This is a genomic window from Sphingomonas sp. KR3-1 (assembly GCF_040049295.1).
GTDB lineage: Bacteria > Pseudomonadota > Alphaproteobacteria > Sphingomonadales > Sphingomonadaceae > Sphingomonas.
The window spans coordinates 1,876,672-1,897,803 of sequence record NZ_JBDZDQ010000001.1; the positions used below are offsets into that span (position 1 = coordinate 1,876,672).

Annotated in this window: 23 protein-coding genes; 13 read left to right on the top strand and 10 right to left on the bottom strand. The window is 67.4% G+C overall.

The features are described 5' to 3' along the window. The first annotated feature begins 132 nt into the window (after positions 1-132). Entirely contained in the window at positions 133-1,335 is a 1,203-nt protein-coding gene (gene sucC / locus ABLE38_RS09190) for an ADP-forming succinate--CoA ligase subunit beta (RefSeq protein ID WP_348973851.1), read from the top strand. Between the two features lie 43 nt (positions 1,336-1,378). Here sucC and ABLE38_RS09195 read toward each other — a convergent pair whose 3' ends face one another. Then, positions 1,379-1,864, bottom strand: a complete 486-nt coding sequence (locus tag ABLE38_RS09195; RefSeq protein WP_348973852.1) for a hypothetical protein — start codon at positions 1,862-1,864, stop codon at positions 1,379-1,381. A gap of 198 nt (positions 1,865-2,062) precedes the next feature. On the opposite strand from ABLE38_RS09195, the gene ABLE38_RS09200 reads away from it, so the two are divergent. The 3 genes from ABLE38_RS09200 (at position 2,063) to rhuM (ending at position 4,899) form a co-directional block, all read left to right on the top strand. Beyond that, positions 2,063-2,815 (top strand): electron transfer flavoprotein subunit beta/FixA family protein, encoded by a 753-nt coding sequence (locus ABLE38_RS09200; RefSeq protein WP_348974475.1) that lies wholly within the window; start codon positions 2,063-2,065, stop codon positions 2,813-2,815. Then, the gene (locus ABLE38_RS09205; protein ID WP_348973853.1) at positions 2,812-3,741 is read left to right on the top strand and encodes an electron transfer flavoprotein subunit alpha/FixB family protein; all 930 of its coding nucleotides are present in this window, start codon (positions 2,812-2,814) and stop codon (positions 3,739-3,741) included. The genes ABLE38_RS09200 and ABLE38_RS09205 overlap by 4 nt, the downstream gene beginning before the upstream one ends. Positions 3,742-3,873: 132 nt before the next feature. After that, a complete protein-coding gene (gene rhuM, locus ABLE38_RS09210; protein WP_348973854.1) occupies positions 3,874-4,899 on the top strand; it encodes a RhuM family protein in 1,026 nt (341 codons plus the stop codon). A gap of 14 nt (positions 4,900-4,913) precedes the next feature. On the opposite strand, the gene ABLE38_RS09215 is transcribed toward rhuM, so the two are convergent. Continuing rightward, a complete protein-coding gene (locus ABLE38_RS09215) occupies positions 4,914-6,149 on the bottom strand; it encodes an MFS transporter (RefSeq protein ID WP_348973855.1) in 1,236 nt (411 codons plus the stop codon). Positions 6,150-6,303: 154 nt separating this feature from the next. On the opposite strand from ABLE38_RS09215, the gene ABLE38_RS09220 reads away from it, so the two are divergent. Both ABLE38_RS09220 and ABLE38_RS09225 read left to right on the top strand, forming a co-directional pair. Beyond that, positions 6,304-7,194, top strand: coding sequence for an HNH endonuclease (locus tag ABLE38_RS09220; RefSeq protein WP_348973856.1), 891 nt, complete (start codon positions 6,304-6,306; stop codon positions 7,192-7,194). A gap of 73 nt (positions 7,195-7,267) precedes the next feature. Beyond that, a complete protein-coding gene (locus ABLE38_RS09225; RefSeq protein ID WP_348973857.1) occupies positions 7,268-8,446 on the top strand; it encodes an MFS transporter in 1,179 nt (392 codons plus the stop codon). On the opposite strand, the gene nhaA is transcribed toward ABLE38_RS09225, so the two are convergent. Both nhaA and ABLE38_RS09235 read right to left on the bottom strand, forming a co-directional pair. Further along, positions 8,347-9,528: a Na+/H+ antiporter NhaA gene (gene nhaA / locus ABLE38_RS09230; protein ID WP_348973858.1), complete on the bottom strand. Its 1,182-nt coding sequence runs from the start codon at positions 9,526-9,528 to the stop codon at positions 8,347-8,349. The two genes, ABLE38_RS09225 and nhaA, sit on opposite strands and share 100 nt — an antisense overlap. Further along, positions 9,525-11,102 carry a lysine--tRNA ligase gene (locus ABLE38_RS09235; protein ID WP_348973859.1) on the bottom strand — a complete coding sequence of 526 codons (1,578 nt, stop codon included), beginning with the start codon at positions 11,100-11,102 and terminating at the stop codon, positions 9,525-9,527. Before ABLE38_RS09235 ends, nhaA begins: the two co-directional genes overlap by 4 nt. 183 nt (positions 11,103-11,285) lie before the next feature. Between ABLE38_RS09235 and ABLE38_RS09240 the strand changes: the two genes are divergently transcribed. The 5 genes from ABLE38_RS09240 (at position 11,286) to ABLE38_RS09260 (ending at position 16,579) form a co-directional block, all read left to right on the top strand. Beyond that, positions 11,286-11,672 (top strand): hypothetical protein, encoded by a 387-nt coding sequence (locus ABLE38_RS09240; protein WP_348973860.1) that lies wholly within the window; start codon positions 11,286-11,288, stop codon positions 11,670-11,672. A 94-nt stretch (positions 11,673-11,766) separates the two neighbouring features. Next, a complete protein-coding gene (locus ABLE38_RS09245) occupies positions 11,767-12,177 on the top strand; it encodes a hypothetical protein (protein ID WP_348973861.1) in 411 nt (136 codons plus the stop codon). An 87-nt stretch (positions 12,178-12,264) separates the two neighbouring features. Next, positions 12,265-13,338: a hypothetical protein gene (locus ABLE38_RS09250; protein WP_348973862.1), complete on the top strand. Its 1,074-nt coding sequence runs from the start codon at positions 12,265-12,267 to the stop codon at positions 13,336-13,338. Then, the gene (locus ABLE38_RS09255; protein ID WP_348973863.1) at positions 13,335-16,034 is read left to right on the top strand and encodes an ATP-dependent DNA helicase; all 2,700 of its coding nucleotides are present in this window, start codon (positions 13,335-13,337) and stop codon (positions 16,032-16,034) included. The genes ABLE38_RS09250 and ABLE38_RS09255 overlap by 4 nt, the downstream gene beginning before the upstream one ends. A gap of 11 nt (positions 16,035-16,045) precedes the next feature. Beyond that, positions 16,046-16,579, top strand: a complete 534-nt coding sequence (locus tag ABLE38_RS09260) for a histidine phosphatase family protein (RefSeq protein WP_348973864.1) — start codon at positions 16,046-16,048, stop codon at positions 16,577-16,579. A 3-nt stretch (positions 16,580-16,582) separates the two neighbouring features. Here the strand turns inward: ABLE38_RS09260 and ABLE38_RS09265 are convergent, their stop codons facing one another. From ABLE38_RS09265 to rpmF, 5 genes are all read right to left on the bottom strand, one after another. Continuing rightward, on the bottom strand, positions 16,583-16,945 hold the full coding sequence (locus ABLE38_RS09265) for a MerR family transcriptional regulator (RefSeq protein WP_348973865.1): 363 nt from the start codon (positions 16,943-16,945) through the stop codon (positions 16,583-16,585). A gap of 11 nt (positions 16,946-16,956) precedes the next feature. Further along, positions 16,957-17,256, bottom strand: coding sequence for an integration host factor subunit alpha (locus ABLE38_RS09270; protein WP_348973866.1), 300 nt, complete (start codon positions 17,254-17,256; stop codon positions 16,957-16,959). Between the two features lie 114 nt (positions 17,257-17,370). Further along, positions 17,371-18,342, bottom strand: a complete 972-nt coding sequence (locus ABLE38_RS09275) for a beta-ketoacyl-ACP synthase III (RefSeq protein ID WP_348973867.1) — start codon at positions 18,340-18,342, stop codon at positions 17,371-17,373. A 10-nt stretch (positions 18,343-18,352) separates the two neighbouring features. Then, positions 18,353-19,384, bottom strand: coding sequence for a phosphate acyltransferase PlsX (gene plsX, locus ABLE38_RS09280; RefSeq protein WP_348973868.1), 1,032 nt, complete (start codon positions 19,382-19,384; stop codon positions 18,353-18,355). 39 nt (positions 19,385-19,423) lie between these two features. Further along, positions 19,424-19,603, bottom strand: coding sequence for a 50S ribosomal protein L32 (gene rpmF, locus ABLE38_RS09285; protein ID WP_116839563.1), 180 nt, complete (start codon positions 19,601-19,603; stop codon positions 19,424-19,426). Between the two features lie 187 nt (positions 19,604-19,790). Between rpmF and ABLE38_RS09290 the strand changes: the two genes are divergently transcribed. Beyond that, on the top strand, positions 19,791-20,222 hold the full coding sequence (locus ABLE38_RS09290) for an MAPEG family protein (protein WP_348973869.1): 432 nt from the start codon (positions 19,791-19,793) through the stop codon (positions 20,220-20,222). Between the two features lie 17 nt (positions 20,223-20,239). Then, positions 20,240-20,431, top strand: coding sequence for a hypothetical protein (locus ABLE38_RS09295; protein ID WP_348973870.1), 192 nt, complete (start codon positions 20,240-20,242; stop codon positions 20,429-20,431). Here the strand turns inward: ABLE38_RS09295 and ABLE38_RS09300 are convergent. Further along, on the bottom strand, positions 20,428-21,090 hold the full coding sequence (locus ABLE38_RS09300; RefSeq protein ID WP_348973871.1) for an MBL fold metallo-hydrolase: 663 nt from the start codon (positions 21,088-21,090) through the stop codon (positions 20,428-20,430). The two genes, ABLE38_RS09295 and ABLE38_RS09300, sit on opposite strands and share 4 nt — an antisense overlap. Between the last annotated feature and the right edge of the window lie 42 nt (positions 21,091-21,132).

The following is a 21,132-nucleotide window of genomic DNA, read 5'->3' on the forward strand; positions in this document are numbered from 1 at the left end:
GCTGTCACCGACCTCGAAGCTATTGCGATTATGTCGCAATCTCAATAACGCGGAAAAGATTGGATTCACGCGCGCGCTTGTGCTTAGGGCGGCCCAAATTCCCGATCTTCGACAGCGAAGGACGCGCTCCCCATGAACATCCACGAATATCAGGCCAAGGAACTGCTCGCAAAGTATGGCGCGCCGATCGCCGCCGGCTTTGCCGCCTTCACCGTCGAGGAGGCCGTCGAGGCCGCCAAGAAGCTGCCTGGGCCGCTCTACGTCGTGAAGTCGCAGATCCATGCCGGCGGCCGCGGCAAGGGCAAGTTCAAGGAGCTCGGCCCCGATGCGAAGGGCGGCGTCCGCCTCGCCTTCAGCCTCGACGAGGTCCGCGCCCACGCCACCGACATGCTCGGCAACACGCTGGTGACGATCCAGACCGGCGAGCATGGCAAGCAGGTCAACCGCCTCTACATCACCGACGGCGCCGACATCGCCAAGGAATTCTACCTCGCGCTCCTCGTCGACCGCGCCACCAGCGAAGTCGCCTTCGTCGTCTCGACCGAGGGCGGCATGGACATCGAGGAAGTCGCGCACTCGACGCCCGAGAAGATCCACAGCTTCTCGGTCGATCCCGCGACCGGCTTCATGCCGCACCACGGCCGCGCCGTCGCCGCGGCGCTCGGCCTGACCGGCGATCTCGCCAAGCAGGCCGCCAAGGTCGCCTCGTCGCTCTACGCCGCGTTCCTCGCGACCGACGCCGAGCAGATCGAGGTCAACCCGCTGGCGCTGACCGAGCAGGGCAACCTCCTCGTCCTCGACGCCAAGGTCGGGTTCGACGGCAACGCGATGTTCCGCCACAAGGATCTCGCCGAGCTGCGCGACGAGAGCGAGGAAGATCCCGCCGAGCTCGAAGCCTCGAAGTACGATTTGGCCTATATCAAGCTCGATGGCGACATCGGCTGCATGGTCAACGGCGCCGGCCTGGCGATGGCGACGATGGACATCATCAAGCTCAACGGCATGTTCCCGGCCAACTTCCTCGACGTCGGCGGCGGCGCCTCGAAGGAGAAGGTGACGGCCGCGTTCAAGATCATCCTCGCCGATCCGAACGTGAAGGGCATCCTGGTCAACATCTTCGGCGGCATCATGAAGTGCGACATCATCGCCGCCGGCATCGTCGCCGCGGCGAAGGAAGTGAACCTCGCGGTGCCGCTGGTCGTCCGCCTCGAGGGCACCAACGTTGCCGAGGGCAAGGAAATCCTCGCCAATTCGGGCCTCGCCATCGTTCCGGCGAACGACCTGGGCGATGCGGCGAAGAAGATCGTCGCCGAAGTGAAGAAGCTGGCCGCCTGAGGCCGCTCGGCAGGCGGGCCGCCAGCGCGGCCCGCCTCGCCCGCTACTTGATACCCTTTTCGCTATGCCCCTTGGCCGGTGCGGCCGGGGCCGGCGCCACCATTTTCGCCGTGGTCGGCGTCATCGACAGACGCGACGGCATTGCGTTGGCACCCGGTGCCACGACACTCGCCTCCACCGCTGCCGAAGGCGCATCCGCGGTGCGGCGCCCACCGGTATAGGTCCGGCCCTTGCCGTCCGCGGGCTCGCCGGCGCCCGACGGCGGGCAATTCCCCTCGGGCTCCGCGACCGTCGCGCTCGACTCGGTCTTGCCGCCCTTCACCACGATCCCGCCGATCGGCTGGCCCGGCTCCGGCGCGCAGCGCGCATAGCTCGACGAGACCGCGCCGCCTCCCCTGGTCATCCCGCCGACACTGCTCGCCGCCGGCGCCTTCTTCTCGGCGGCGGCCGTCGCATCCTGCGCCATGGCGGGCGTCGCCGCGGCAGTCATCGCCGTCATCGCCCAGAGCGCAATGCCATATTTCCCCATGGTTCCTCTCCTTTTCCTGCAGGAAGCTGCAGCTTCCATCCTGAATTTCGGGTGAACTCATCCCGCCTCCGTAACAAGGCGTTTGGGCAGCTTTTTCGAGGTTCGGGTATGCTCGAGGCGCTTTGAGGCTGGACTTGAATCGATTCTTCGGCATTAGCGATTGGCATTGCCGATCTTCCAGCGATGGAGAGGATTTCGATGAAGGTGCTGGTGCCGGTCAAGCGCGTGCTTGACTATAACGTGAAGCCCCGCGTGAAAGCGGACGGGACGGGCGTCGATCTGGCGAACGTCAAGATGAGCATGAACCCGTTCGACGAGATCGCGATCGAGGAAGCCGTGCGCCTGAAGGAAAAGGGCGCCGCGACCGAAGTCGTCGTCGTCACGATCGGCGTCGCCAAGGCGGAGACCGACGTGCTGCTCACGGCGCGCGCGATGGGCGCCGATCGCGGCATCCTGATCCAGACCGATGACGAGATCGAGCCGCTGGCCGTCGCCAAGCTGCTCGCCAAGGTCGCCGAAGAGGAGCAGCCCGGGCTGATCATCCTCGGCAAGCAGGCGATCGACGACGACAGCAACCAGACCGGCCAGATGCTGGGCGCGCTGCTCGGCTGGCCGCAGGGCACCTTCGCCTCGAAGGTCGAGCTGGGTGGCCAGGGCGTGCAGGTCACCCGCGAAGTCGATGGCGGCCTCGAGACGGTCGACCTCAAGCTCCCCGCGATCGTCACCACCGATCTGCGCCTCAACGAGCCGCGCTACGCGACGCTGCCCAACATCATGAAGGCCAAGTCCAAGCCGGTCGCGAAGAAGACCGTCGCGGATTACGGCGTTGACGTGACCCCGCGCCTCAAGACGCTCAAGGTCGTCGAGCCGGCCAAGCGCTCGGCCGGCATCAAGGTGGGCTCGGTCGACGAGCTGGTCGAGAAGCTCAAGGGTCTGGGAGTCGCGAAATGAAGACGCTGGTTTGGGTCGAGCACGACAATCAGAACCTCAAGGACGCCACCCTCGCCGTGGTCACCGCCGCGGCGAAGCTCGGCGAAGTCCATCTCCTCGTCGCCGGCAAGGGCGTCGACGGCGTGGCCAAGCAGGCAGCGGCGATCGAGGGCGTGGGCAAGGTCCATGTCGCCGACGACGCGGCCTATGAGCACTTCCTGGCAGAAAACGTCGCGCCGCTGATCACCGGCCTGATGGCCGATCACGACGCGGTCCTCTTTCCGGCGACCACCACCGGCAAGAATGTCGCGCCGCGCGTCGCCGCCGCGCTCGACGTGATGCAGCTCTCGGACATCCTCTCGGTCGAGGGTGCCGACACCTTCACCCGCCCGATCTATGCCGGCAACGCGATCGCCACCGTGCAGACCAGCGACAAGAAGCTGGTGATCACCGTGCGCGGCACCGCCTTCGCCAAGGCCGCCGCCACCGGCGGCTCGGGCACGATCGAGGCGGTGTCGGGTGAAGGCGACAAGGGCCTTTCCACCTTCGCCGGTGCCGAGATCGCCAAGTCCGAGCGTCCCGAGCTGACCAGCGCCAAGGTGATCGTCTCGGGCGGCCGCGCGCTGCAGAACTCCGAGAACTTCCACACGATCATCGAGCCGCTCGCCGACAAGCTCGGCGCCGCGGTCGGCGCCAGCCGCGCCGCGGTCGATGCGGGCTATGTCCCCAACGACTATCAGGTCGGCCAGACCGGCAAGATCGTCGCTCCCGAGGTCTATATCGCGATCGGCATCTCGGGCGCGATCCAGCACCTGGCCGGCATGAAGGACTCGAAGACGATCATCGCGATCAACAAGGACGAGGACGCCCCGATCTTCCAGGTCGCGGACATCGGCCTGGTCGGCGATCTGTTCAAGATCGTCCCGGAGCTGACCGAGAAGCTCTGAGGTTGGCGCATCGCTGAAGCAAGAGGGGTGGCGCACTTCGGTGTGGCCGCCCCTTTTCTTATGGTAGCCGTCGGGCCCCAATTCTGATAGGTGTTCACGTTACGTTCGGACAATGGGCACGGGGACCAGGACATGACCGATTTGGAACCTGTGCATCTGCACGAGGATGAAGTGACTGGAGATCGTTTCCTGATCTACGGCAGCGATTCCGGTGTCCACATCGAGCTTCAATATCAAGGCGATCGCCTGTGGATGACCCAGGCACAGATCGCCGCCCTTTTCGGCCGCGACGTTTCGACGGTGTCCCGGCATATCAGCACTATCCTTGAGGATGGTGAGCTCGACGAGAGCAATTTGCAAAAAACGCAAATTGCTTCCTCGGCCAAGCCGATCACCCTCTACAGCTTGGATATGGTCATCTCGGTCGGCTACCGGGTTTCCTCCACCCAGGCGACGCAGTTTCGGCGATGGGCCACTGACAAGCTGGTGCAATTCGCCACCAAGGGGTTTGTCATTGACGCTCCCAAGCTGAAGAATCCTGACGCGCAGGATCGTGTAGCCGAACTTCGCGAGATCATCCGGGACATCCGGTCGGATGAAGCGAATGTATATCGCGAACTGCGTCAAATCTGCGCGATGTGTCAGGATTATGATGGGCAATCCCAAGCGTGGCACGAATTCTACAGGCTGACGCAAGCTAAGTTGATCTATGCGGTGTGTTCAAACACGCCTGCGGAGGTGCTGCGCACACGCGCCGATGCAAGCGAACCGAACATGGGCCTTCAGGCGTGGCCCAATGACAATATCCGGAAATCGGACGTCACGACGTCGAAGAACTATCTGGCTTCGGCGGAGATTAAGGAGCTGAATCGGCTCACCACGATCCTTCTCGACATTTTTGAAGATCAGCTGGACCTTGGCAGACTTCACACCATGGTCGAAGCGGCGAGCCTCCTTGATGGTCAGCTCAGCAATTTGGGCCGCGTGGTGCTGCGAAATGGTGGGCGCGTTTCAATGACAGACGCTAAGGCACATGCCGAGCGGGAATACGGGAAATACAAGGCGCAGCAGAAACAGCTTCGCCATCGCGAAGCCGATAAAGCCATTGCCGAAATAAAGGCTGCGCAGAAGTCTTTCCCTAAAGGACGGCGCAGCTAGGCACTTGTCGGGCCCTAGTCCGTCCCCATCGCCCGCACCGGCGTAACCTCGGGCAGCGCCAGCGGCGGGATCGTCGAGAGCTTCGCCGCGATCGCCAGCGCCATCACCGTCAGCACCCCGCAATAGGCGGCCACGCCGCTCCAGCCCCAGCCGGTCCAGGCGACGCCGCCCGCGGAGCCAAGCAGGCTCGATCCGAGATAGTAGAAGAACAGATAGAAGGCCGCGGCCTGCCCCCGGCTCGCCCGCGCGCGCCTTCCGACCCAGCTCGAGGCGATCGAGTGCGCGCCGAAAAAGCCGATGGTGACGATGCCGATCCCCGCCACCACCAAAGGCAACAGGTGCGAGGCGGTGAGCGCGGTGCCGACCAGCAGCATCGCGGTCGGGATCCAGAAGATCAGCCGCCGCCCGCGCTTCTCGGCCAGGTGCCCGAACCAGGTCGAGCTCAGCGAGCCGAGCAGATAGAGCAGGAAGATCGCGCCGATCGCCGCATGGCTCAGGCTGAACGGCGGCGCGAGCAGGCGGAAGCCGACATAATTATAGATGGTGACGAACACGCCCATCAGCAGGAACGCCTCGGCATAGAGCAACGGCATCGCGCGGTCCTTGAGCAGCTCGCGCCCGGCGGTGAACACGGCGCGCGGGTGCACCGGCTGCGGCACGAAGCGGCGCGAGCGCGGGGCGAGGCGGCGAAAGCCCTCGGCCATCGCGATGCCGACCAGCCCGACGACGATCAGCCCCCAGCGCCAGTCGACCAGGCTGGTCATCAGGCTCACGCCCAGCCGCCCGGCCATGCCGCCGATGCCGCTGCCAGCGATATAGAGCCCCATTGCCGGGCCCACCGAGCGCGGCTCGATCTCCTCGCTGACATAGGCCATGGCGACAGCGGGCATGCCGGCCAGCGCGATGCCGGTGAGCAGGCGTAGCGCGAGCAGCGCGTCCCAGCCCGGTGCCAGCCCGGTGAGCATGGTCAGCACGCCGGCGCCGAACATCGCCGCGACCATCAGCGGCCGCCGGCCGAGCTTGTCCGAAAGCATGCCGGCGATGACGATCGCGACGGCGAGCGGCCCGGTGGCAAGCGAGATCGCCAGGCTCGACACCTCGGCGCTCAGCCCGAACTCGCGGGCGAACAGCGGCAGCAGCGGCTGCGCCGAATAGAGCAGCGAAAAGGTCGAGAACCCCGCGAACAGCATCGCGAGCGTCAGGCGCCGATAGCCGGGAGTGCCGCGGGAATAGCCGCTGGTTTCAGTCATGGTTCGCCAACGCGTCTGGACCCCTCGAGTGCACGGCGCACCTGCATTTTTCGCAGCTACCCTTTCTTATAGAGCAAGCGGGGCGTGCCCAGTATGCCGCCCAACCATTTGCCGCAGCTTGCCAAAGCCCGATTTCGGCCGATAGTCGAAGCCCATGGCGAACGGCGTCTTCATCCACCGCGAGGACTCGATCTATCGGGATACGCCGGCCGTCCGCTATCACTTCCCCAGGCAATATCTCGGACGGGCGCAGGCCTGTATCGGCGACTGGATCCTCTATTACGAGCCGGTGAAGGTCCGGCAGAGCCGTGGCTATTGGGCGGTAGCGCGGGTGGAATCGATCGTTCCCGATGAGGATCAGCCCGGCATGTATTATGCGAGGGTCGAGCCCGGCAGCTTCCTGCAGTTCAGCACGCCGGTGCCGTTCATGGTCGACGGAGAATGGGTCGAACGCGGCCTGCTGAACGACCAGGCGAAACTTTCCGGCCGTGCGCAGGCGGCGGTACGCCCGATCTCGACCCAGGATTTCATCCGCATCGTCAATCTCGACCTGCGTGACGAGGACGAGCTGCTCCCCCGCCGCGACGCGCCCGAGAATCGCGTGCGCGAGGAAGGGCCGGCTTTCCAGTTCGAGGATCGTGAACGCGTCCGGCAACTGGTGTCACGGCCGCTGCGGGACCGCGCCTTCCGCCGCACCGTGCTCGACGCCTATGATGCCCGCTGCGCGCTGACCGGCCTCAAGCTGATCAATGGCGGCGGCCGCGCCGAGGCGGAGGCCGCGCATATCCGCCCGGTCGAGGCCAATGGGCCGGATATCGTCTCCAACGGCCTCGCGCTGTCGGGAACGGTGCACTGGATGTTCGATCGCGGGCTATTGTCGCTGAAGGACGACCTGACGATCCTGATCTCGCGCCACGTCAACGATCGCGACGGCATCGCGCCGTTGCTCAACCGCTCGGGCCGCGCCCGGCCGCCCTCGCGCGGTGCGGATCAACCGCATCCGCTGTTCCTGGGCTGGCACCGGGAACATTGCTTCAAGGCCTGATTGCACCCGCCTGCATTCGTATGCGCTGCCCGCTGCCATTGACGCTGCGGTGCAGCATGGCCACTTGGGGCCGATGCTCGCCCCCACGCCTTCCGTCCCGCACAATGTCGGCCTCGTCCATTTCGCGCTGGCGATGGGCGGGTTCGCGATCGGCACCACCGAATTCGCGACGATGAGCCTGGTGCCCTATATGGCGCAGGGGCTCGGCATCGATGCGCCGACCGCAGGCCATGTGATCAGCGCCTATGCGCTCGGCGTGGTCGTCGGCGCGCCGCTGATCGCGGTGGCGGCGGCCAAGCTGTCGCGGCGGTTCACCCTGCTCCTGCTGATGGGCGCGTTCGCGCTGTTCAACACGCTGAGCGCGCTCGCCCCGGACTATCACTGGCTGCTGCTGTTCCGCTTCCTCTCCGGGCTACCGCACGGCGCCTATTTCGGCATCGCTGCCCTGGTCGCCGCCTCGCTGGTACCGGTCAACAAGCGGTCTCAGGCGGTAGGGCGGATGATGCTGGGCCTGACCGTGGCGACGATTCTCGGCGTGCCGCTCGCCAACTGGCTGGGCCAGGCGGTCGGCTGGCGCTGGGGCTTCGTCGTGGTCGGCGTGCTCGCGCTGGCAACGGTGGCGCTGGTCGCGCTGCTCGCCCCGCGCGATGCGCCCCAGCACGATGCGAGCCCGCTCAAGGAGCTCGGCGCGCTCGCCAACGGCCAGGTCTGGCTCACGCTCGGGATCAGCGCGATCGGCTTTGGCGGCATGTTCTGCGTCTACACCTATGTCGCCTCGACCATGCTCGAGGTGACCCACACCACGCCGGGCATGATCCCGGTGGTGCTGGCGATCTTCGGCATCGGCGCGACGGCGGGCAGCATCATCGTGCCCAGGTTCGCCGATCGCGCGCTGATGCCTACCGCGGCGGTGCTGCTGCTCGGCAGTGCGGTGGCGCTGATCCTCTATCCGCTCGCCGCGCACAATATCTGGACGCTGGCGGCCGACATCGCCGCGATCGGCTTCCTCGGCGCGCTTGGCGCGGTGCTGCAGACCCGGCTGATGGACGTGGCGGGCGAGGCGCAGGGGCTTGCCGCATCGCTCAACCACTCCGCCTTCAACTTCGCCAACGCGCTCGGCCCTTGGCTCGGCGGCCTCGCGATCGCCGCCGGCTATGGCTGGACGTCGACCGGCTGGGTCGGCGCGCTGCTCTCGCTCGGCGGGTTCGGCGTGCTGGTGGCGGCGGTACTGGTCGAGCGCAGGACCAGGTAACCGGCCAGCGCCGAGACGATCGAGCCGGCGAGCACGCCGATCTTGACTTGGTCGGTCAGTGGTCCCGCCGGGAAGGCGAGCCCGCCGATGAACAGGCTCATCGTGAAGCCGATGCCCGCCAGCAGGGCCATGCCATAGACCTGGCTCCAGCGTGCCTGCGGGCGCGGCGCGAGCCCGGTCTTCGCCGCCAGCCAGATGCTGCCGAACACGCCGACCTGCTTGCCGAGGAGCAGCGCCAGCGCGATGCCGAGCGGCAGCGGCGCGATCAGGATCTCCGGCCCCATCCCCGCTAGCGACACCCCGGCATTGGCGAAGCCGAACAGCGGCAGGATGGCGAAGGCGACCCAGGGGTTGAGCATCTCCTCGAGCCGGTGGCCGACAGTGCGCGGGATCACCATCGCCGCCGCCACGCCCGCGATCGTCGCATGCACGCCCGAGAGCAGGACCAGCAGCCAGAGCAGCACGGCCAAGGGCAGGTAGATCCACAGCTTCCGCACGCCGGCGCGGTTGGCGACGTACATCCAGGCGAGCACGATTGCCGCGCCGGCCAGCGCCATCAGGTCGAGCGCGGCGGTATAGGCCAGCGCGATGATCAGCACCGCGCCCATGTCGTCGACGATCGCGATCGTGGTGAGCAGCAGCTTGAGCGACGCCGGCACGCGGCTGCCGAGCAGGCCCATCAGCGCGAGCGCAAAGGCGATGTCGGTTGCCGCCGGGATCGCCCAGCCGCGCAGCAGCGCGGGATTGCCGCCGGCGACGGCGAGATAGAGCAGTGCCGGCACCGCCATCCCGGCCACCGCGGCGATCACCGGCAAGGTGCGCTGCGACCAGCTGGCGAGGCGGCCCCCCGTCACCTCGGCCTTGATCTCGAGCCCGACGACAAGGAAAAACAGCGCCATCAGCGCGTCATTGATCCAGGCATGCGTGTCGAGCGGCCCCAGTTCCACGTGGAGCAGGTGGAAATAGGCTGGCGCCAGCGGCGAGTTCGCCGCCACCAGCGCGAGCGCAGAAGCGACCATCAGGACGATCCCGCCGGCAGCCTCGCTGGCGATGAAGTCCCGCAGGATCGCCCGCAGGCTCATGCCTTGGCGAGCGCCTCGGCGATCAGCTTGCGCGAGTTCTCGATCCCGTAGAGCGCGATGAAGCTGCCCATGCGCGGCCCCTGCTCGCTGCCGAGCAGCGTCTCGTAGAGCGCCTTGAACCAGTCGCGCAGATTCTCGAACGCGTCGGTCTTGCCGATCTCGTAGACGATGTTCTGGATATCCTCGGCCGAGGCATCCTCCGGCAACTCAGCGAGCTGCGCGTCGAGCTGGCGGAGCGCCCCGGCTTCGGCCTGACTCGGCGCACGGCGCTGCAGCGTCGGCTCGACGAAGTCCTTCGCATAGCGGATCGCATAGCCGACCATCCGGTCGAGCTCGGGATGCGATTCGGGCGAGAGGTCCGGCGAATAGCGACGCAGGAATCCCCAGATCGTCTCGCGATTGCCCACGCCGGGCAGGCTGACCAGGTTGAGCAGCAGCCCGAAGGTCACCGGCAGCGTCTCGGCCGGCACCTTGCCGCCATGGATATGGTGCACCGGGTTGCCAAGCTGCTGCGCGACTTCCTGCGTCGGGTAATTGGCGCGGAACTGCCAATATTCCTCGATCGCGCGCGGGATCAGCCCGAGATGCAGCGACTTGGCCTTTTTCGGTTCGCGGTAGATGTAGAAGCTCAGGCTCTCGTCCGGGCCATAGGTCAGCCACTCGTCGATCGACAGGCCGTTGCCCTTGGTCTTGGAGATCTTCTCGCCCTTGGCGTCGAGGAACAGCTCGTAGATCAGTCCCTCGGGCCGGCGGCCGCCGAGCACCTGGGTGATCTTGCCGCTCTGAATGCCGCTGTCGATCAGGTCCTTGCCGTACATCTCGTAGTCGACGCCGAGCGCCGCCCAGCGCATGCCCCAGTCGGGCTTCCACTGCAGCTTGGCCTGGCCGCCGAAGATCGACTGCTCGATCGTCTCGCCCTCGTCGACGAAGCGGATGATCCCCGCCTCGGCATCGATGACTTTCACCGGCACCTGCAGCACCACGCCGCTCTTCGGGCTCACCGGCAGCACCGGCGAATAGGTCGCCGCCCGCTCGGCGCGCAGTGTCGGCAGCATCACGTCCATGATCGCCTGATAGTTGCGCAGCACCGTGCGCAGCGTCGCGTCGAAGCGGCCGCTCGTGTAATAGTCGGTCGAGGACGCGAACTCATAGTCGAAGCCGAAGCGGTCGAGGAATTCGCGCAGCATCGCGTTGTTGTGCGCGGCGAAGCTGTCGAACTTCTCGAACGGATCGGGCACGCGCGACAGCGGCTTGCCGAGATTGGCGGCGAGCAGCGCCTGGTTGGGGACGTTGTCCGGCACCTTGCGCAGCCCGTCCATGTCGTCGCTGAACGTTACGAGCCGCGTCGGCAGGCCGGTCATCTCCTCATAGGCGTGGCGCACCATCGTGGTGCGCAGCACTTCCTGGAAGGTGCCGATATGCGGCAGGCCCGAGGGGCCATAGCCGGTCTCGAACAGCACCGGCGACCCGTCGGGCTTGCCCTGCGGATAGCGTTTCACCAGCTTGCGCGCTTCTTCGTAGGGCCAGGCCTTGGATTCGAGCGCGGCGGCGCGCAGGATAGCATCGTCTGTCATGATCGATCGCGCGTGCGCGAAAGACGGCGTTTTTGCAAGTTTTGGGGTGTAAAGGCGAGGAATCGGGGCCTCGCGGCGGCACTTTCGCCGGGCAATCGTGCATTGGTCGCCGAATTGCTGCCGGGCGCATAGTTCGGATAGGATGCCAAACGTGCCTGTCGCATTATCGAAGGGGACGACGGAATGTTCGGACGCAAGCGGCCCGGGGATAGTGTCGGCCCCGAAGACAGGCAGAAGCTGCTCGCGGCGTATCGCGAAGCGACAGCCGAAGTCGAGCAGACGGCGCAGCGGCTGATGCTGGGCCTTTCGCCGGATAAGGCGCTCTACATTCCGCCCGACCTGGCGCGTGCGTTCCGCGACTATGTCGAGCATCTGGGCCGGCATGCGACTTCGCTCCGCGAAAGAATGCCGGTCATTCAAGGCGGCACGATCGTCTTGGCGGATCTTCAGAAGGAGATGGTGGCTGCGAACGCCGATGTCGTCGCGGCCGATGGGTTGATAACCGAGGCGGTGGCACAAGGTCTGATCCACGCCATGATATTCTCGGACAAGACTCGAACCGGCGGCTAATTGCCCGATCCCTGCTCCAGCGACACGGGGATCGCGCTACCCTCTGTCAAGCAGGGCCTTCCAATGTAGGATTTCGTCTGGAATAGACTCGTAGATGGACGAGTCGGCGAAGATCCTCATCCCGCATTTTACCCCCGTGCCGATGGCGCGCAGCCGCAAGGACGGCTGGACGCCGGCGCGCCAGCGCATCTTCCTCGCCGCGCTCGCCACCACCGGAATCGTGTCGCGCGCGGCGAAGGCAGCGGAGATGGGCGTCACCTCGGCGTACAACCTGCGCAAGCGCCAAGGGGCGGAGAGCTTCGCCGCTGCCTGGGACCAGGTCGAGCGCGCGGCCCGCGATCGCGCGCTCGCCTATGTCATCGAGCATGTCCTGAACGGCGAGACGCGCCCGCGCTTCTATCGCGGCCGCTTCGTCGGCACCGTCCACCGCGTCGACCAGAAGGTCGCGCTCGCCGCGGTTCGCGCCATGTATGCCGAGCCGCCGCGGCAGCGCGGCCCAAAGTGAAATGATTTGCCCCGACTCCCTTCACTTTGCCGCGTTCGGCACCGGCATTGCGTTGCTCTTTCGTTCCGCCTTGGGCAGGGTGGGCCGGTGACCAGCCTCCTGGAAGCCCGCGGCAGCGATGCCATCGACGATGCGCCGCGCGGGCCCGCCCTGTGGGAAGCGCGCCAGACGGTGGCGGCGCGCCTGGTCAATCCGCTGCTCGTCACGCTCGTCCTCGCGCCCTTCTGGGGCGTCGCGCTGTGGATGCTGCGCAATCCGCATCCCGAGGCCATGCGCATGCGGCTCAGCATCGGCGGCGTCGATGTGCCCCTCGATGCGGAGGGCGCGCTGGAGGCCTATTATGCCTTCATCATCGTCCTGCTGAGCTTCACCCTTCCGCCGATGGTCTCCGCGGTGCTCCGCGCCTGGCGGATGCGCTACCGGGTGGACGGGCTGGCGATCGAGACCTGGCGCGGCGCCACGCTGGTCCGCCGCATTCCCCTCGCCGAGATCCGCAGCGTCGCGGTGGACGCCGCGCTCGCCTGGATGCGCGTGCGGGTCGGCCGGTCGCGCCGGGGCGGGATCGAGATGCGGCTGCGCGCAGACGATGCGGCGCGCCTGCTCGCGGTGCTGGACGGCCTCGGCATCGAGGAAGACGATGTCGTGGAGCCCATCGGCATCGCCGAGCTCGCGGCCGACGAGCCGGTGCGCTGGCAGGGGCGCCCGGGATTCGCGGCGCTGAACATGTTCCAGCTCGTCGCCGCGCCGGCGCTGTTCCTGCCGGTCCTGATCTACGTGCTGGCGCTCCAATGGTCCTGGGATAGTGGCTTTCCGTTCAAGGCCAGCCTGTTCCTTTCGGCGATCTGGACGATGCTGCTGGGCGGACTCGTCATGATATCGCTGGTCGGATTCAGCGATATGCTGCGCGGCTGGATCCGTGCCGCCTTCGGCACGGTGTTGGTCACCGACCGCCGCATCGCCTGGCGCGTGCCCTTTTCCGACCGGATCTACCGCGAGATCGCGCTGGCCAAGCTGGTCGATGCCGTGATCGTCGAGCGGAAGCGTACCCGCGCCTGGGTGGCGCTCACCGTGCGCAAGAAAACGGATGTCCGCGCGGAGGATTTGCGCGGCATTCCCGATGCCGATGGCTTTCTCGCCGCGCTGGGCCTGGCCGCGCGATGAACCTCCCCTATCCCGCCCTCCACGCCAGCCATGGCGGCGTCTGGCTCGCCACCGCCGAGGAAACCCGCGCGATCAGCCGGGGCGAGGCGATCCGCATCGCCGCCGATACGCCGGTAATCCTGCTCAATGCGCCGCTGATCGGCCAGCGGCTCGGCTATGCGGAGCTGTCCGGGCTCGACCTGCTCGAGCTCTTCGCCTTTCTCCACCCCGCCCGCTTCATGGTGCCGACGCCCAAGGGCCTGGCCCGCGTCACCGGGCTGGAGCCGCCCGCCGAGGACGCCGATATCGCCGCCTTCCTCCGCGAAGCCGCGGTCCGGCTGCTCGCCGTCACCCAGGGCGACTGGCCCGAGCGCGAGGGCGCATGGAATTCGGCGCAGTCGCTGTTCCGGCTGCGCTGGCCCTGGGCGCCGGTGGTCAGCCAGGCGATCGCCAAGCCGGCCCAGGCCGAGCGCTGGCTCTTCTCCCGGCTGCCCGAATGGACCGAGCAGCCGCCCCGCGTGCCGCCGCGCACCGTGACGCTCGCCGATCCCGACATCGCCGATCGCCTCGCCGCGCTCACCGGCAGCGCCGCCGAGCGCCGCCAGGGCCAGCGCGATTATGCCGCCGCCGCCGCCGGTGCCTTCGCTCCGCGCGACCTGCGCGACTCGCCCAATGTCGTCCTCGCCGAGGCCGGCACCGGCATCGGCAAGACGCTCGGCTATCTCGCGCCCGCCTCGCTCTGGGCCGAGCAGGCCGGCGGCGCGGTCTGGGTCTCCACCTTCACCAAGGCACTGCAGCGCCAGCTCGGCCATGAGGGCGAGCGGCTCGTCCCCGATGCCGAGCTGCGCCGGAAGAAGATCGTCACCCGCAAGGGCCGCGAGAATTATGTCTGCCTGCTCAACCTGGAGGATGCGCTCCAGGGCGGGTTCGCCGGCCGCGCCGCGATCCTGGCGCAGCTGGCGGCGCGCTGGGCGGCATATACGGCGGACGGCGACATGATCGGCGGCGACTTGCCCGGCTGGCTGCCCACCTTGTTCCGCCGCAACGGATCGACCGCGCTCACCGATCGGCGCGGCGAATGCATCTATGCCGGCTGCCCGCATTACCGGAAATGCTTCATCGAGCGCGCCGCCCGCAATTCGGCGGACGCAGACATCGTCATCGCCAACCACGCGCTGGTGATGGTCAACGCCGCCCGTGGCCGCGAGACCGCCAGCCGGCCGACGCGCTATGTCTTCGACGAAGGGCATCACTTGTTCGATGCGGCCGACGCGATGTTCGCCGCGGCGCTCACCGGCCAGGAAGCGATCGAGATCCGCCGCTGGGTCACGGGCCCCGAATCGGGCTCGCGCGGCCGCCGCCGCGGGCTCGCCGCCCGCCTGTCGGACGTCGCCAGCTATGACGAGGAAGGCGGCCGGGCGATCACCGAGGCGGTCGACGCCGCCCGCGCGCTGCCCAGCGACGGCTGGCTCCAGCGCCTCAACGAAGGCGAGCCGTTCGGGCCGGTCGAGCATCTCCTCGCTGCGGTCCGCGGCCTGGTCTATGCCCGCGACGTCAATGGCGCTGCCGATGCCGGCTATGGCCTCGAGACCGAGCTGGCCGAGCCCGATGGCGCGCTGGTCGATGCCGCCGGGCCCGCCGGCGAAGCGCTCGATGCCCTGCTCCGCCCGCTGGTCAAGCTCGGCCGCCGGCTCGAGGCAGTGCTGGCCGAGGCGCCGGACTGGATGGACGGCCCGGCCCGCGCGCGCATCGAGGGCGCGGTCGCCTCGCTTGGCTGGCGCGCCGATACCGTCGGCGCCTGGCTCGCGCTGATCGCCCGGATCGGCGGCCCGGCCGATTCGGCCTTTGTCGACTGGCTCGCGGTCGATCGGGTCGAGGGGCGCGAATATGATGTCGGGCTGCATCGGCACTGGCTCGATCCGTCCAAGCCCTTCGCCGAGACCGTGCTCAAGCCCGCGCATGGCGCGCTGATCACTTCGGCGACCCTGCGTGCCGGCGGCGACTGGGACGTGGCCGAGGCGCGCTCGGGTGCGGTCCATCTGACGCGCCCTGCCCAGCGCTTCGAAGCGGTCAGCCCGTTCAACTATGCCGAGCAGGCCGAGGTGCTGATCGTCACCGATGTGAAGCGCGGCGACATGCCCGCGCTCGCCAATGCCTATGCCCGGCTCGCGGTGGCGGCGGAGGGCGGCACGCTTGGGCTGTTCACTGCGATCCGCCGGCTGCGCGCCGTCCATGCCCGCATTGCCGATCGGCTGGCGCGCGAGGGGCTGCCCTTGCTCGCCCAGCATGTCGATCCGATCGACACCGGCACTTTGGTCGACATCTTCCGCGACGATCCGCGCGCCTCGCTGCTCGGCACCGATGCGCTCAGGGACGGGGTGGACGTGCCAGGCGATTCGCTGCGGCTGGTGGTGATGGAGGGGATCCCCTGGCCCAAGCCGAGCGTGCTCCACGCTGCCCGGCGCCTCGCCGGCGGCGGCACCGCCTATGACGACCGGATCGTCCGCGCCCGGCTTGCCCAGGCGTTCGGCCGGCTGATTCGCCGGGCGGACGATCGCGGCACCTTCGTCCTGCTTTCCGCCGCCAGCCCGTCGCGGCTGCTCGACGCCTTTCCGGCGGGCACGCGAGTGACGCGGGTGACGCTCGATCAGGCGGTCGAGCGGGTTCGGCTTTCCTTGTCCGCCAAGCTGGGGCAAGAGGCCCCCGCGAACGCCTGACCGGGGATTCCATGAAGACGCTCACGCTGCTCCGCCACGCAAAATCGGGATGGGACGATCCCGTGGCGCGCGATTTCGATCGGCCGCTCAATCCCAAGGGCCAGCGCGCTGCCGCGATGATGGGGCGGCACATGCGCAGCGAGGGGCTGGCGTTCGATCATGTCCTCGCCTCGCCCGCTGCGCGCGTGGTCGAGACGCTGGCGCAGGTCGGCGCGGGCTATGGCAGCGATCTGGCGCCGCATTGGGACCAGCGCGTCTATCTCGCCTCGGCGGCAACGCTGCTCGATCTGATCCACGACCTGCCCGATGGCGCGCGCAGCGTGCTGGTCTCGGGGCACAATCCCGGGCTCGAGGAGCTGGTGCTGCTGCTTGCCGGCGAGAATGCGCTGCGCGATTCGGTCGAGATGAAATTCCCCACCGCGAGCCTGGCGGAGATGCGGTTCGAAGTGGATGCCTGGAGCGAAGTGAAGCCCGGCAAGGGCGAGCTGCTGCGCTTCACGCGGCCGCGTGACCTCGATCCGACGCTGGGGCCGGACTACAAATAGCGCTCAGCTGTCGTCGTCGAGCGCCTGGGCGAGCGAGTCGCGGACGGCCTTGAGGCCGGGCTTGTCCTCGCTGCCGGCGGCTGCCGTCCCCGCCGCGGCGCGGGCGGTGCGGCTGCCCTTCTCGGCGGTCAGCAGCTTCTGCACGCCGCGGATGGTATAGCCCTGGTTGGAGAGCAGGTCGTGGATGCGCCGGACCAGCGCGACGTCTTCGGGCCGATAGTAGCGGCGATTGCCCGCCCGGGTCAGCGGGCGCAGCTGGGGGAAGCGCGTTTCCCAGTATCTGAGGATGTGCTGGGGCCGCCCGATCTCCTGGGCGAGCTCGCCTATCGTCCTTAGCGCGCCAGCAGCCTTTTCGGGCCCCGGCATTCCGCTATCCCTCAGCCGGCCGAGACGATGCGGTCACGCATCATCTGGCTGGCACGGAAGGTGAGGACTCGGCGCGGCGCGATCGGCACTTCAACGCCGGTCTTCGGATTGCGGCCCACCCGCTCGCCCTTGTCGCGCAGGATGAAGCTGCCAAAGCCCGAGATCTTGACGTTCTCGCCCTTGGAAAGCGCTTCGCACATGTGGCTGAGGATCTGCTCGACCAGCCGCGCGGCATCGGCACGCGAGAGTCCAACCTCGCGGTGCAACGATTCGGCGAGATCGGCTCTGGTCAGCGTGCCCACGGCCGTCATTCGGCAACTCCCCCTTGCGTTCCACTGTAGCGAGTCGGTCGTATCAGATTGTTTCGACACAGCAAACGGGAACATTGTGGTTCCGGAATGATTATCTGCGTTTTTGCGCAGGCGTCAGAAACGAACGACGGCGGCGCCCCAGGTGAAGCCGCCACCCATCGCTTCCAGGACCAGCAGGTCCCCTTGCTTGATGCGCCCGTCGCGCACCGCGGCATCGAGCGCGAGCGGCACCGAGGCGGCAGAGGTGTTGGCATGCTGGTCGACGGTGACGATAACCTTCTCGGCCGGCAGGTCGAGCTTGCGCGCGGTCGCGTCGAGGATGCGGGCATTGGCCTGGTGCGGCACGACCCAGTCGACGTCGCTGGGCTCGAGGCCTACCGCTGCGAGCGATTCGGCCATCACCGAGGCGAGGTTGACCACGGCGTGGCGAAACACTTCGCGGCCCTTCATGCGCAGCTTGCCCACGGTCTGCGTCGTCGAGGGCCCGCCATCGACATAGAGCATGTCGTTGTAGCGGCCATCGGCGTGGAGTTTGGTGGTCAGGATGCCGCGGCCGCCTTCGTCCGCCGACTCCTGCGCCTCGAGCACGATCGCGCCGGCGCCGTCGCCGAACAGGACGCAGGTGGTGCGGTCCTCCCAGTCGAGGATGCGGCTGAACGTCTCCGCGCCGATCACCAGCGCCCGCTTGTGGACGCCGGCGCGCAGCATCGAATCGGCGACCTGCACGGCATAGAGGAAGCCCGAGCAGACTGCGGCGACGTCGAACGCCACGCAGTCGTTGATGCCGAGCGCCGCCTGCACCTTGGTGGCGGTGGCGGGGAAGGTCTGGTCCGGCGTCGCGGTGGCGAGGACGATCAGGTCGATATCGGCGGCGGCGATGCCCGCCTTGGCAATCGCGGCCTTGGCAGCCTCGGCGGCGAGCGTGCCGGTGGTCTCGTCCGGCCCCGCGATGTGGCGGAAGCGGATGCCCGTGCGCTCGACGATCCACTCGTCGCTCGTATCCACTTCCTGGGCGAGTTCGGCGTTGGAAACGCGGCGCGGCGGCAGGGCGGAACCAGTGCCGATGATGACGGAACGCAAGGTCATCTTGAAGTGTCTACGCCGCCTTTGCTTCGAAGTTCCCGAGATCCTCGGCGATGCGGCGGTTGAGATCGTCGCGCAGCATCTTCGCCGCGAAGCCGATCGCGGTGTCGACGCCGAGTTCGTTGGCGCTGCCATGGCTCTTCACGACGATGCCGTTCAGGCCGAGGAAGACCGCGCCGTTATGGTTGTTGGGGTCGAGGTGCGTGCGCAGCAGCTCGGTCGCCGGCTTGGAGATCAGGAAGCCGATCTTCGAGCGGGTCGAGCTGGAAAAGGCGCGCTTGAGCAGGTCCGCGACGAAGCGCGCGGTGCCCTCTACGGTCTTGAGCGCGATATTGCCCGAGAAGCCGTCGCACACGATCACGTCGACATCGCCGCGCGAGAGCTTGTTGCCCTCGATGAAGCCCTGGAAGTCGAGCCGCAGATGCTCGGCCTTGCGCAGCTCGGCCGCGGCTTCGCGGATCGAGTCGGTGCCCTTCATGTCCTCGGTGCCGATGTTGAGCAGCGCGACCCGCGGGTTCTGGAGGTCGAGCGCGGTGCGCGCATAGGCAGCGCCCATCACCGCGAACTGGACGAGGTTGCGCGCATCGACTTCGGTGTTGGCGCCGAGATCGAGCATCACCGTGTCGTTCTCGCCGAGCGTCGGCATTAGCGCCGCGAGCGCGGGGCGGTCGATTCCGGGCATGGTGCGCAGTGAGAGCTTGGCCATCGCCATCAGCGCGCCGGTATTGCCCGACGAAACGGCAGCGCCGGCGCGGCCCTTCTTCACCAGGTCGATGGCGATTCCCATCGACGTGGTCTTGGCACGGCGAATCGCCGCGCTCGGCTTCTCTTCCGAGGCGACGACGTCCGGTGCGTGGACGATTTCGGAGGCGGCCGTGAGATTCGGGTGGTTCTTCAGACCCTCGCGGATCTGTGCCTCGTCACCGACGAGGATGAACTCCATGCCCTCGAACCGACGGCGCGCGCGGGCGACACCGGCGAGCATCACCGCAATTCCCTCGTCACCGCCCATCGCATCGACGGCGATTCGAGAGGAATTCGTCATGCTCGCATGCCCCCGCGCGATTCGGCCGATCGTCGCCGATTAATCTTCGGCCGAGACGATCTCGCGGCCGTTATAGTGGCCGCACGAACCGCACAGCACGTGCGGACGCTTCAGCTCGCCACAGTTCGGGCACTCCTGGAACGCCTGCGGCGCCAGGGCATCGTGCGACCGGCGCATGCCACGCCGCGACGGCGTGGTCTTTCTCTTGGGAACTGCCATTTCGGCACCTTCTAACGAAACCAAAGTCAAAATCGCGATACGCCCGCACGGCCCAGCGGGCAAGCGACGGAAGATCCGGCGCTCGCCGGACCAGCGGACGGTCACGAAAGCGAGTGGGCGCCTATAGCGATTCTTGCGGGCGAAGCAAGGGAGTGTAGGAGTGGCTCTCCTGAGGGGACCTTACGATATGCTCATTCTGCCCGTAACGCTCTGCACCGCCGGCGCCGCCGCAGTGATCAACTTCTGGCTCGGCCTGCGAATCAGCCGGCTGCGACTCGCCGAGAAGATCTTCGTCGGCGATGGCGGCGACGATCGGCTGGTCCGCCGGATGCGCGCGCAGCTGAACTTCGCCGAATATGTCCCGCTGATCCTGGTGCTGCTCGCCCTGGTCGAGGCGGCGGCCGGCACCAGCATCTGGCTGTGGGGCACCGGCGCGGCGCTGGTGATCGGGCGCATCTGCCACGCGCTCGGCATGGACGGCTGGGCGCTGGGCCGCCGGATCGGCATCGCGCTCACCATGCTGACGATGCTGGGCCTCGCGGTCTCCGGCATCTATATCGCGAGCACCTACCAACAGGCCGCGCCGGCCATGGTCTTCAGGATCGGCCCGAAGGGCTGAGGGAGCGAAGGTTCGCGATGTCCAGAAACGCCGTCTTCATCAGCACCATGACATTGATCGTGGTGCTCGTTCTTCTGGTTCTCGGGGTAGCGGCGTGGAAGGTCCTCGTTTTCGCGCCGCTGGTAGCGCTCGTCTTCTACATGACGAATCTACGAGACCGCGCCTACCGCAGGCAGGTGGGACTGCAGGGAGAAGAGGATCAGGACTAGCTCTTCGCCAGCACCGAATCGGCGACATACGGATTCGTCTTCCGTTCGTGGCCGAAATTGCTGAGCGGCCCGTGCCCCGGCACGAACACCGTCTCGTCGCCGAGCGGCCAGAGCCGGGTGGTGATCGCGTCGATCAGGTCCTGGTGGTTGCCCATCGGGAAGTCGGTGCGGCCGATCGATCCCTGGAACAGCACGTCGCCCACCGTCGCGAACTTCGATTCGGGATGGTGGAAGACGACATGGCCCGGCGTGTGGCCGGGGCAGTGATAGACGTCCAGGACGAGGTTGCCGATCGTGACCTGGTCGCCCTGCTCCAGCCAGCGGTCGGGCTCGAACACCGTCCCGCGGATGCCATAGTTGCGGCCGTCCTCGTCGAGTCGGGCGATCCAGAAGCGGTCCGCCTCGTGCGGCCCCTCCAGCGGCACGCCCAGTTCCTTGGCGAATTCGCCGGCAGCGCCGCAATGGTCGATATGGCCATGGGTGACGAGGATCTTCTCGATCGTCACATTGTGCTGCTTCGCTGCGGCGCGCAGCTTGTCGAGGTCGCCGCCCGGATCGACGAAGGCGCCGCGCATCGTCTCGGTGCACCAGAGGAGCGAGCAGTTCTGCTGGAGCGGCGTGACCGGGATCACCGCGGCGCGCATCGGGGGATTGGACATGGTGCGGAGATAGGCCGCGCGCTCCCGCGCCGCAACATGGGC